This is a genomic window from Rhizobium sp. TH2, from assembly GCF_024707525.1.
GTDB lineage: Bacteria > Pseudomonadota > Alphaproteobacteria > Rhizobiales > Rhizobiaceae > Rhizobium_E.
In genome coordinates this window covers 38,965-50,575 of sequence record NZ_CP062234.1, presented here as the reverse complement: position 1 = coordinate 50,575, position 11,611 = coordinate 38,965, and the positions used below count along the sequence as shown (strand labels likewise).

Here is an 11,611-nt window from a genome sequence, read left to right as displayed (position 1 = left end):
GATTGATCTGAGAGAGTAAGGCGCTATATCGATTGAGCTCTATCGATCGATGACCGGCGCTCGTCACATCCACGGGAGGGAAAATTGAGCATCTATTTCGAGCGCACATACCAGCGCAGCTTTGGCACGTATCCCTTGAACGGCGAGGTCTTGCTTGCAGCCATGCAATCGGCCGCGGACGCAGGATACAGGTCCTTCGACACAGCCAAGATGTACGGAAACGAGGCCGATGTCGGTGATGGCCTCGCAGCCACTGGCCTGAAGCGCGAGGATATGCTCGTGACGACCAAGGCCCATCCCGACGACTTCACCGAGGTCGCCTTTCTGCCTGCCGTCGAAAAGAGCCTGAAAGATCTCCGGCTGGACTATGTCGATGTGCTTTTGCTGCACTGGCCGCCGATCGGCGGGGAAATTGCCACTTCGCTCAAGCTGCTGGCCGACGCCAAGAAGCGCGGTCTGGCGAAGCATATCGGCGTTTCGAACTATACCGTTCAGATGATGCGCGACGCAGTGAAAATCATCGACGAACCGCTGGTGGTCAACCAGGTCGAGTTTCACCCCCTGCTCGACCAAACCGTTCTGCTCGATGCTGCGCTGGAAACCGGCATCGAGATTTCGTCCTACTGCTCGGTCGCGCGCGGGGAGGTGTTCAAATATCCGCTCTTTGCGGAGATCGGCAAAGCTTACGGGAAATCCGCGGCACAGGTCGTGCTGCGCTGGATCCTCCAGAAGGGCGTCCCGATAAACACGATGTCGACCAAGCCGGAGAATATCCGCGCCAATTTCGACATCATGGATTTCACGCTGTCGAGCATGGATATGGCGAAAATCGAGGCCCTGACCAGGACTGGCTACCGGATTGTCGGGCGCGACCTCGTGCCCTGGGCGCCAGAATGGGATTGAGGATCTGGGGGGCCGGTTCGACCGGCCCTTTGCTTTTGGAGCTTATTGATTGCCGCGAATGAGGTCGCTGGCCTTTTCGGCGATCATGATGGTCGCGGCGTTGGTGTTCGAACCAATCAGGCTTGGCATGGCGGATGAATCGCAGATGCGGATTCCCTCGAGCCCCCTCACCCGCAATTGCGGATCGACGACTGCCATGGCATCGGTGCCCATCTTGCAGGTTCCAACCGGATGGTACGAGGTGCGGCCGTATTGTTTCGCATAGTCCTCGAAATCCGCCTGCGTGCCGACGCCTTTTCCGGGGAAATGCTCGCTGCGGATGTATTTCAACATCGAATTCTGGTTGAGGATTTCGCGGCTCAGTTTCACGCCCTCGACCGAGACCCGGAGATCATCCGGCTCGGCGATGAAATTGGGATCGACGATGGGATTGTCTTCCGCACGAGCGCTGCGAAGCGTCACGCTGCCTCGGCTTTTCGGCCGCAGCGTGTAGGAATTGAGCGTGCAGCCGGAGCCGGACGGGATGGCGGGCACCCCGGCTTCGACGCCTGCGGCGGCGAGGAAATGGAATTGCAGGTCCGGCTCGCTCCGCGCCTCGTCGGCATACCAGAAGGCCCCGCCCTCGACGACATTGGAGGTCACCGGACCGGTCTTGAACAGCGCATACTGCAGCCCGGCCCAGACCATCCAATGCAGCTTGTTGTATTTGTTGAGGCTCGTCTGCTCCTTGAGCTCATAGACGATGTCGATGCCGAAATGATCGCTGAGATTCTGGCCGACACCCGGCGAATCCAGCACGACCGAGATACCGACATTCTTCAGATGCTCCGCCGGACCGACGCCCGAAAGCATCATCAGCTTTGGCGAGCCGATGGCACCTGATGTGACGATCACTTCGCTGTTCGCAAGAGCCGTCTGCAATTGCCCGTTCTGAACGTATTCGACACCGGTGGCTCTGTTGCCTATAAACAGGATGCGGCGCGTGAGGCAGCCTGTTACCACGGTCAGGTTCTTGCGCGTCATGGCCGGCCGGAGATAAGCGACAACCGCCGAACAGCGCCGGGCGCCGCGAATGGTGGTCTGGTAGGCACTCGTGCCTTCCTGGACAGGTCCGTTGAAATCGGGATTGTAGGGCATGCCGACTTCCTGGCAGGAGCGGATGAAGGCCCGGGTGAGCGGTTGCGGATTGAGTGTCGAAACGCCGAGCGGGCCATCGGTGCCGTGATACGCGCCTGACAGGGTTTCATTGCCCTCCGACCTCAGGAAATAGGGCTGTATGTCTTTGAATGACCAGCCCTCGCAGCCTTCCTCGTTCGCCCAGCGATCGTAATCTGATGGGACGCCGCGCGTGAAAACCTCGGCGTTGATGGAACTGCCGCCGCCGATCACCCGCGCCTGCGCGTATGGGATTTCCCGGTTGTTCGCATGCTTCTGGGGTGCCGTGACGAGGCCCCAGGTCAGCGGGCCCGTCGTCATCTTGGCAAACCCGACAGGCATGTGAATATAGGGATTGGTGTCGCGGCCGCCGGCCTCAATCAGCAGTACACTGCTATCCGGATTCTCGCTCAGCCGGCTTGCCAGAACGCAACCGGCACTGCCACCACCGACGATCACATAATCAAAGCTTTGTCCGGCCATGCTCACACCCAGAGATCACGTTTGCCGAGCGCAATATGCACCGTCTTGACCTCGGTATATTCCTCGACACCGTAGATACCGGTCTCCCGCCCGTGGCCAGATTGCTTGAAGCCGCCGATCGGCAGGTCGGGCCCACCCGCGATCGTAGTGTTGACCCAGACTCGACCAGCCTGCACCCGGCGGAAAGCATTCGTCGCCTTGTCCAGGTTCTTCGTCCATATGCTGGCCGCCAGCCCGTAGACCGTGTCATTGGCCAACTCCATCGCCTCATCGAAGGTCTCGAAAGTGGAGATGGTGAGCACCGGACCGAATATTTCCTCGCGCGCCACGGCCATGTCCATGGTCACGTCGGAGAAGACCGTGGGCATCACAAACCGGCCTTGATCTGTGACCAGCGGGCCGCCGCCGCAAACCAGACGCGCGCCTTCCTCCCTGCCCTTGCCGATATAGGAAAGGATCGTGTCATGCTGCTGCTCGGTGACGATAGCACCAACCTGCGTCCTTGGGTCCAGCGGATCGCCGACTCTGACACGAGAGAGCTTTTCCGCGATGCGGGCCTCGAAATCCGCAGCGACAGACTTCTCCACGATCAGTCGGCTGCCGCTGACGCAGCACTGGCCTGCATTGAAGCAGATGCCGAACACTACACCATCAGCCGCCTCGTCCAGATCGGCATCGGCGAACACGACCTGCGGGTTCTTGCCTCCGAGTTCGAGCCCGAGTTTCTTGAAGTTACCCACCGATGCCAGCAAGGCCCGACGACCAACCGCCGTCGAGCCAGTGAAGGAAAGCATGTCGATATCGTCATGCTCGGTCATTGCCTGGCCGATTTCACTGCCACTGCCGGTGACGACGTTGAAGACGCCGGCGGGGAGACCCGCATCCGACAGGATCTCGGCCATCACCAATGTCGTGGCGGACGTCACTTCCGACGGCTTGGCGACGATGGTGCAACCCGAGGCGAGGATGAACGGCACCCGCTCCGACAGAATGAAGAACGGGAAATTCCACGGCGTGATCAGCCCGACGACACCGATCGGCTCGCGGGTGACGAGACCAAGCATGTTGTCGCCGAGATTGTTGAACGTATCGCCATGTAGCGCGCGCGCCGCGCCGGCGGCATATTCGTAGATGCTCGCAGCACCCAGCACTTCGCCGCGCGACTGGCTGATACCCTTGCCGCTCTCCAGCGTTTCGAGCAGCGCCAGTTCTTCGGCACGGGCGCGGATGCCTTCCGCTGCCTTGAGGAGCACGGCGGCGCGATCGGTGCCCGAGAGCCCGGACCAGCGGCGATCGGTGAACGCTTGCCGCGCGACTGAGACGGCATGATTGAGATCCTCGACCGTGCAGCGGGTAATGCGGGTAACGGCAACATCATGCGCCGGGCTCCGGCGCTCGATGAGCTTGCGTGCGCCCGCGCTTACCCATTTGCCATCGACGAAGAAGCCAAATTCGCGCGCCTGCTTCGGCAGTTCGATCTTTCCCGTGTTCATATCCATGTCATCGACCTCTTCTCGGAGCAATGCCGTTTGGCACCTGCTCGACTACATTCATTGCCCAATCTCGATCTGGATCTTGAGGGCGTCGGGGCGCTTTGGCAGATCTTCGAATGCCTGCTGGATATCGGCCAGCCTGTAGCTGACGCCCCTGAAAGCCCTGAGATCGAAGCGCCCATGCGTCAGCAATGTCAGGGCGTCATGCATGTCCTCGCCCATTCCGGCGACGGAGCCCTTGATCGAATATTCGCGGAGCACGGTATCGAGCAGCGGCAAGGGCAGCGTGTCCGCGACCCCTGCAATCCCGAAGGCGGCGATATGGCCGCCGGGGCGGATCAGCGTCAGCGCCTGTTGATAAAGCTTCGGCAGACCGACGCTTTCGATCACAACATCGGCGCCCCGGCCGCCGGTCATCGCCAGCACCGTATCTCTCGCCGTGACCGGGTCGGTGACCACCGCATCGGCACCCGCCTGCCTGGCCATCTCGGCGCGCTGCAGCGATGGCTCGACGACGATGATGGGCGCGGCACCGACCAACCGCATCATCTGGATATGCAGGTTGCCGATCGGCCCGGCCCCTATGATGACGACCGATTGGCCGAAGCGGACATCGGCCTTGCGGGCCGCGCGCACCACGCAGGCGACGGGCTCGACCAGTGCTAGTAGGTCGAATTCAGCGTCCGGCGCTGCAGCGATGACTAGCCTAGCCGGCACCGACACATACTCGGCGAAGCCGCCATCGCGCGATATGCCGACCTGGCGCATCTCGGTGCAGTTGAGGATTTCGTTGCGACGGCAATAGAAACAGTTGCCGCAGCCGATATTGATATCGGCGACGACACGCATGCCGGTCTTGAGATGCGTGACCTCGCCCCCGAGTGCGGCGATCGTGCCGGAGAATTCATGACCTGGAATGATCGGCAGCTTGTCAGCCGCGTAATGCCCGTTGAACATGTGCATGTCGGTGCCGCAAATGCCGCAGCGTTCGACCTTGATCAACGCGTCCGATGGTCCGATGGCTGGCACCGACACGTCGCGAACCTCAAACGTGTGCGGCTCGACGAGAACCGCAGCCTTCATGCTCTGCATGGCGCGATCCTCCTCATTTCACCGTCAGGACCTTGCTGCGGTCGAGCGTCAGCGCAATGGCGATGATCAGCACGACACCGAAGAATATCTGCTGTGCGTCTGCGGGAATATTGAGGAACACCATGCTGGTGCGGATAACGGCGACGATCAGCGCGCCGATCAGCGTATTGAGCACGCCACCGACGCCGCCGGTTAGCGGCGTTCCGCCGACTAGGACCGCAACGATGGCTGGCAGCAGGAACTGGTTGGCGGCGAGCGAAGAACCACCCGAGAGCCGGGCCGACAGCATCAGGCCAGAGAAGGCCGCGAGGAGGCCGCAGATGGCAAACGCCGCAATCTTGTAGCGCTCCACCCGAACCCCCGAGGCGATGGCTGCGTGCTCCGCTGCACCGACAGCCTTCAGCACCCGACCGAAGACGGTTCTGCGTTCGATGAATAGGGCGACCAGCAGCAGCACACCTGCACAGATGATCTCGTTGGGAATGGGACCAGAGTAGCCGAACAGCCAGCCGAGATAGTAGCTGCGCTCGGTCTCGATCATCGACACGCCCTTCTCGCCCGATGCAAAACGGGCCACCGAGTAGGCGATGCCGCCCACCGCCAAGGTCGCGATGAAAGTCGGTATCTTGGTCTTGATCGAGGCATAGCCCGAGAGCACGCCAAATCCGGCACCGATCGCCAGCGCGATTACCGCCGCTCCGATGCCGAACGAGTTCAACCAGATCGTCACCAGCACCGTCGTCATGCTGGCGACCGATTGGGTGGAGAGATCGATACTGCCGATATAGATCACGAAGGTCAGGCCGAGCGCCATGACGAACAGCGCCGAAACGTCGGCCGCGACGATCAACAGATTGGCCGGACGGAGAAAACTCGGATCCATGCCGCCGACGAGGACGACCAGCGCCAAGAGCGTGAGCACGGGAAAATAGGGCTTGAGTTTTTGCGCGTTCATGGTGGCTTCCTCAAACCATGTGGTGGACGAGGTCGAAGAGCGTCGGCTTGGCGCCGGGTCTGCCTTCGAACCGTTCCTGGATGCGGCCGTCCTTGATAACAAGAATGGTGTGCGACAGGCCGATCGCCTCTTCCAAGGTATCGGCGGCGAGGATCACGCCGCAGCCATCGGCGCACATGTCGCGCACCATCTCATAGACATCTTCCTTGGCGCCGATATCGAGGCCGCGTGTCGGATGATCGAGGATGACGATCTTCGAACCGGCACTCCGCCATTTGGCGAGCACGACCTTCTGCTGGTTGCCGCCGGACAGGCGGCCGCAATCCGCATCCTCCGACGAGGCCTTGATCGAAAGCTTCTTGATCCAGTCCTTGGCCAGCACGCGCTCTTCGCCGCTGCGCAGCAGGCCGAAGCTCGAATATTTGCCGAGCTGGGGCAGCGTGATGTTCTCATAGACGTTCATGCCGGCGGCAATGCCCTCGACCTTCCGCTCGCGCGGCACATAGGCGATGCCGTGCTCGACCGCGTTGGCCGGCGAGAAACTGTCGAAGGGCTGCCCGCCGACCCGGATCTTGCCGAGATGCGGTTTGACCATGCCGAAAATGGTCCGCATGATCTCTTCGGTGCCGGAGCCCTCGGTGCCGACCAGCGCCAGCACTTCGCCGGGGTGGAGGTCGAAGGAGATGTTGTTGTAGCTCAGTGCGCGGGAAATGCCCTGCACTTCAAGCAAGGGCTGCCCCGGCTGATAAGCGAGCTGGCGCGCCTCGCGATAGTATTCGGCGTCGACATCGCGGCCGACCATCTTCCGCTGGATGTCCTCGACAACGGCATCGGCCGAGTTGACAACGCTGACAACCTCGCCATCCTTCATCACGTAGATGCGGTCGCTCAGCTTGATGATCTCATCCATGCGGTGCGAGACGAAGATGAAGGAGGCGCGGGACTTGAGATCGCGCACCAGCTGGAACAGCATCTCGACTTCTTCAGGCGCCAGGACTGAGGTGGGTTCGTCCAGAAGGATGACCAGATCACCGTGGACTCGCTCTTCGACCGAGAGCACTTTCGCAAGCTCGACAAGCTGGCGCTGGGCGAAGGACAGTTCCGACGTGATCGTCGCAGGATCGATATCCAGCTTGACCTTATCGAGTTGCTTGCGCGCGGCGGCGGCCATTTTCTTCCAGTTGACCAGCCCGAAGCGTACGAATGGCGCCTCGTAGCCGAGGAAGATATTCTCCATCACCGTCAGGTTGGAAATCAGCGACTGTTCCTGGAAGACCATGCCGACGCCCTTGTCCTGGGCATCGCGCGGATTGGCAAAGCGCACGGACTTGCCATCGAGCGAGATGTCGCCGGATTCCGGCACATAGGCACCGTACATGACCTTCATCAGCGTCGATTTGCCGGCGCCGTTTTCGCCGACCAGCCCGACGATCTCGCCCTTTCGGATTTCGAAATCGACGCCTTTCAGCGCATGCACGCCTGGAAAGGACTTTTCGATCTTGGAGAGCTTGAACATTTCGGCGCCTATTTGACCAGTGAAACGGCTTTGCGGTTGATCGACAGCGCGACGGCAACGATGACCATTACGCCAAGGACGCCGCTCTGGATGTAGCTGGGCAGTCCGACAACGACCATTCCGTTCATGATGGACGCGACAATCAGCACGCCGACCAGCGTGTTGAGCACGCCGCCCGTGCCGCCCATCAGCGACGTGCCCCCGACCACGACAGCAGTGATCGAGGTGAACATGAGATTCGAACCGGACTGACCATCGGCGATGCCGACACGGGCCACCGCCAGCAGCGAGCCCAGTGCATAAAAGACGCCGGCCAGCGCAAAGCCAATGATGCGGACGCGCTCGGTGTTGAGGCCCGAGGCCTTCGCCAGGTCCTCGCCGCCGCCGACGGCGTAGATGTTGCGGCCGATAACAGTATGCCGCTCGATGAACCAGGCGACGGCAACCATGAATAGGGCGAAATAGAGCATCAGCGGCATCTGCAGCACGCGGACCGTCAGCAGCGACCGGAAAATCGCGTCATCGATGGTGATGCGATAGCCGCCTGAGAGGATGACGACCGCGCCAGCACCAACGAAACCCATTGAAAGGCTCGCCATGAAGGACGGGATCTTGAGTTTGACATGGGCGATCCCGGTGATCAGGCCCATCAGGATTCCCACCGCCAGCGCGGCCGGGAATGCGAGCCAGCCCTCGAACATCGTGCCGCCCAAGGCTTTGAAAATCGTGGCGAAGATAACCGCCGAAAACGTGACCACGCCTTCCATGGAAAGGTCGATCGACCCCATGACGATGATGAAGGTCACGCCGATGGCCACCAGCAGAGCCGGTGCCGCGAGCACGCCGATGCGGGCGAAATTCCTGACCGACAGGAAGTTCGGATTCATCAGACCAAAGCCGATGCACACCGCGAGCAGCACCAGAACGGGCGCCCATTTGCGGATATTGACCTCATTGAATGCAAAGACATTTGTCACCTTCGCACCCTCCTCCACGATGCTCGCCACCTTCGCATGCTCCTCTGATTATCAACGTCGGGGACGGCAGAGGGCTACAGCCATTTGCCGTCCCACTTTCGCGGGACTGTGAGAGAGCGTTCGGCCCTCCGCTCACGCCTCGGGGGATCAGTAGCGGTTGTAGGCGATCTGGCCGTTGGTCGGGCCGAAATAGTCACCCCAATTGTAATCCGGGTGCGACTTGTGATGCTTGTCGTAGAATGCCTGCGCATCCGCCTTGGTCACGAGCAGCGTCGGACCATAGAACTCGCGATGTTCCTTCGGCTCATTGCTCGGCTTGTATTTGCCGGTCGAAGCCGCGTGAGCGAGCGACAGTGCAATACCGCCGCCCCAATAGGGATCGGTATAGCAGGTCACCAGCAGCTCATCCTTCAGGATATATTCGATCGCCTGGGCGCCGCCGTCATAGGCAACGACCGGGATCTTTCCGGCAAGACCCTCGGCGCGCAATGCCTCGATCGCGCCATAGGCCATCGTATCATTGGCGCAGAAGACGCCCTTGATCTCATCGCCATAGGTGGTGAGGTAGGCGGCCATAATCTCGTTCGCCTTGGTTGTATCCCAATCGGCTGCCTGGTAGTCGAGCACCTTGATATCGGGGAATTTCTTGGTGGCTTCCATCATGCCCTGATGACGCTCGATGGCCGGGATGTTGGCCGCGATACCGCCGAGACCGACGACGCCGCCGGAGCCGCCCATGGCTTCGAACAGCATGGTCGCGGTCTTGGTGGTCGGCTCGAGATCGGACCAGCTCATGTGGCCGACCCAATTGTCGCCGAAATCCCAGGGATGCAGATCGTCGGTCTTGTTCCAGATGGTGAAGACATGGCCACCGGCTGCCTTCACGGCCTCAACGGTCGGGCGGCAATTCGGGCTGTCGTTCGGGTCGCAGGCGATCGCCGCATTGCCGTTGGTCTTCGAAAGGAGCGCCTTGATGTCCGCGACGCATTTCTCGTTCGAACCATCGTGGATCAAGTGGATCAGTTCGGACTTCGGCTTGCCGAGGCTTTCGACAAAGGATTCGGCGCCTGATACTATCGAGTTCCAGTACGGATTGGTGCGGTCGCGGTAGCTCCAGGCAAGCGCGGGATTTTCGCCGGCCATGGCGCGGCTGGTGCCGAGAGCGGATGCGGCAACAACGCCGCCCAGGCCGAGTGCGGTGCCGATCAAGAACTCGCGGCGGCGAAGCGTCTCTTTCTCGATGAAATCTTTCACGTAGGACATTTCTCTCTCCCTTGTCGTTCGGACTGGCCTCTCCCGGCCTCCCGATCCTCCTTGCGACGGCAATCTTTCGCCATCAACGCACTAACTAGTTACTTTATAAGATTGCTCGTGTCAATAGACCGCCGAATTGCTGGGTTAGGCGCTTAAGATGTTCGTATGCGCGGGTTTCACCTCACCATTGTAAATATCTCTTTAGATACTTTTCGAATGACAATCGCTGCGCTGGACTTTAGAATACCTTGCGCAAAGGTTGGGTCTATGACCGCGTTTGCAATCGGCTATAATCGCCGGACACGGCCCGATTCCGGTGTGGCAGCCGCGCGGTTAGAGAGTTGAGTTTCGTCAATCCACGGAAGACGCTTCATGCAAATAACTACCCCGCCCGCCGCCAAGAAACGCACCCGCGATGCGGAGGCAACGCAGAAGCGCATCATGGCCGCGGCGAAGAAGGAATTCGCCAAAAACGGGCTCGGCGGCGCGCGCGTCGATATCATCGCCGAGCAGGCGAGCGCCAACAAGCGCATGATTTATCACTATTTCGAAAGCAAGGAGACGCTGTTCCAGCGAGTGCTGGAGGAAGCCTATGGCGACATCCGCGCCGCCGAGCAGAAGCTCGAACTCGACCATCTCGATCCGAAGACCGCGCTCGAAAAGCTCGTGCGCTTCACCTGGAAATACTATCTGGCCAATCCGGAATTCATCACGCTGGTCAATTCCGAGAACCTGCACAAGGCCAAGCACCTCAAGAAGTCCGAGGTCATCCATACGCTGAGCCGCAAGTTCATCAACATGGTCGGAACGCTGCTGCAGCGTGGCGTCGACGCTGGCGTGTTCCGCGAGGATATCGATCCGGTCCAGCTCAACATCACGATCGCAGCGATTAACTATTACTATCTCACCAACCGCTTCACCGGTTCCATCGTCTTCGAGCGCAATCTGATGGCCGCCGAGGCCCTAGAGGAGCGCATCAACTTCAACATCGAGACGATAATGCGGCTTGTCTGCAGGAGTTAGATTCTGTTGGCAAGGTCCCCACGTCCGCCTTAATCGGATCAGAACCAACGACCCTGTTAACTGCAGGCTTCATCTCAAATTACGAGTGGCTAAACTTGCCGCAGCTGCGAATGCATTACCGGCCGCCAGACCGGGAGCAAACCGTCGAGATGAGGATCATTTGACGCGGACATGTGGAAGATAGTTCATACTGGGCCGGGCAGCGTCTGTGGCGTCGGCCAGTATCCCAGGAGAGCGGCCCGTTGCCTTATGCGCCTCACGCTCCGAGTTCATGATCCGCGCGGCCTCTATGGTGTCTGCCCGCCAAGCCGCTGAGATCGTCTAGGAACCTTGTTTTCGCGATTTCTGTCCCCGAGCCATGGCGGCGGGGTGCATGCGAAGTTGGCTTGCAAGTTCGGCTACGACGGTCTCCAACTCGTAAGGCTTGGGAAGGAAAATGACGCCAGCTGGCAAGGGGCTTTCACTGGGTATCGCCCGACCGGACGTGACAATGATACCCATCGTTCGGGAAAATCCAGCGACCATGTCGACCAAGTCTAGACCGGAAAGTCCTCCGGGCATGTCGACATCGGTTACCACAGCATGGACATCGTACTTGGCTAGCATGGCAATCGCTTGAAGGACTGTTCGGGCCTCGACTACGGCGTAGTCTTCGTCCTCGAGGACGGACACAAGCGCGAGCCGGATCATGGGCTCGTCCTCGACGACGAGTACTGTGAGTTTAGATGACATCGTGATCGCCTGTCGCTCGATTTGAGGG

The 11,611-nt window shown here is 60.2% G+C and carries 10 protein-coding genes; 2 read left to right on the top strand and 8 right to left on the bottom strand.

The window, feature by feature from the left end; all coding sequences use genetic code 11:
• The first annotated feature begins 84 nt into the window (after positions 1-84).
• Entirely contained in the window at positions 85-903 is an 819-nt protein-coding gene (locus tag IHQ71_RS31590) for an aldo/keto reductase (protein WP_258163501.1), read from the top strand.
• A gap of 42 nt (positions 904-945) precedes the next feature.
• Here the strand turns inward: IHQ71_RS31590 and IHQ71_RS31585 are convergent, their stop codons facing one another.
• From IHQ71_RS31585 to IHQ71_RS31555, 7 genes are all read right to left on the bottom strand, one after another.
• Positions 946-2,541: a GMC family oxidoreductase gene (locus IHQ71_RS31585; protein WP_258163693.1), complete on the bottom strand. Its 1,596-nt coding sequence runs from the start codon at positions 2,539-2,541 to the stop codon at positions 946-948.
• Between the two features lie 2 nt (positions 2,542-2,543).
• Positions 2,544-4,040 carry an aldehyde dehydrogenase family protein gene (locus IHQ71_RS31580; RefSeq protein WP_258163692.1) on the bottom strand — a complete coding sequence of 499 codons (1,497 nt, stop codon included), beginning with the start codon at positions 4,038-4,040 and terminating at the stop codon, positions 2,544-2,546.
• A gap of 51 nt (positions 4,041-4,091) precedes the next feature.
• Positions 4,092-5,126 (bottom strand): zinc-binding dehydrogenase, encoded by a 1,035-nt coding sequence (locus IHQ71_RS31575; protein WP_258163691.1) that lies wholly within the window; start codon positions 5,124-5,126, stop codon positions 4,092-4,094.
• 13 nt (positions 5,127-5,139) lie between these two features.
• The gene (locus IHQ71_RS31570) at positions 5,140-6,081 is read right to left on the bottom strand and encodes an ABC transporter permease (RefSeq protein ID WP_258163690.1); all 942 of its coding nucleotides are present in this window, start codon (positions 6,079-6,081) and stop codon (positions 5,140-5,142) included.
• A 10-nt stretch (positions 6,082-6,091) separates the two neighbouring features.
• On the bottom strand, positions 6,092-7,597 hold the full coding sequence (locus tag IHQ71_RS31565; protein ID WP_258163682.1) for a sugar ABC transporter ATP-binding protein: 1,506 nt from the start codon (positions 7,595-7,597) through the stop codon (positions 6,092-6,094).
• Positions 7,598-7,605: 8 nt separating this feature from the next.
• Positions 7,606-8,604 (bottom strand): ABC transporter permease, encoded by a 999-nt coding sequence (locus IHQ71_RS31560; protein WP_258163679.1) that lies wholly within the window; start codon positions 8,602-8,604, stop codon positions 7,606-7,608.
• 117 nt (positions 8,605-8,721) lie between these two features.
• Entirely contained in the window at positions 8,722-9,837 is a 1,116-nt protein-coding gene (locus IHQ71_RS31555) for a sugar ABC transporter substrate-binding protein (RefSeq protein ID WP_258163676.1), read from the bottom strand.
• A gap of 363 nt (positions 9,838-10,200) precedes the next feature.
• On the opposite strand from IHQ71_RS31555, the gene IHQ71_RS31550 reads away from it, so the two are divergent.
• Positions 10,201-10,851, top strand: a complete 651-nt coding sequence (locus tag IHQ71_RS31550; protein WP_258163671.1) for a TetR/AcrR family transcriptional regulator — start codon at positions 10,201-10,203, stop codon at positions 10,849-10,851.
• Between the two features lie 321 nt (positions 10,852-11,172).
• Here the strand turns inward: IHQ71_RS31550 and IHQ71_RS31545 are convergent, their stop codons facing one another.
• Positions 11,173-11,583, bottom strand: coding sequence for a response regulator (locus tag IHQ71_RS31545; protein WP_258163667.1), 411 nt, complete (start codon positions 11,581-11,583; stop codon positions 11,173-11,175).
• Positions 11,584-11,611: the final 28 nt, after the last annotated feature.

Bases quoted from the DNA above. Each gene is read 5' to 3' on its own strand.
- IHQ71_RS31585 (WP_258163693.1), bottom strand. From the start codon at position 2,541: ATGGCCGGACAAAGCTTTGATTATGTGATCGTCGGTGGTGGCAGTGCC.
- IHQ71_RS31580 (WP_258163692.1), bottom strand. From the start codon at position 4,040: ATGGATATGAACACGGGAAAGATCGAACTGCCGAAGCAGGCGCGCGAA.
- IHQ71_RS31575 (WP_258163691.1), bottom strand. From the start codon at position 5,126: ATGCAGAGCATGAAGGCTGCGGTTCTCGTCGAGCCGCACACGTTTGAG.
- IHQ71_RS31570 (WP_258163690.1), bottom strand. From the start codon at position 6,081: ATGAACGCGCAAAAACTCAAGCCCTATTTTCCCGTGCTCACGCTCTTG.
- IHQ71_RS31565 (WP_258163682.1), bottom strand. From the start codon at position 7,597: ATGTTCAAGCTCTCCAAGATCGAAAAGTCCTTTCCAGGCGTGCATGCG.
- IHQ71_RS31555 (WP_258163676.1), bottom strand. From the start codon at position 9,837: ATGTCCTACGTGAAAGATTTCATCGAGAAAGAGACGCTTCGCCGCCGC.
- IHQ71_RS31550 (WP_258163671.1), top strand. From the start codon at position 10,201: ATGCAAATAACTACCCCGCCCGCCGCCAAGAAACGCACCCGCGATGCG.
- IHQ71_RS31545 (WP_258163667.1), bottom strand. From the start codon at position 11,583: ATGTCATCTAAACTCACAGTACTCGTCGTCGAGGACGAGCCCATGATC.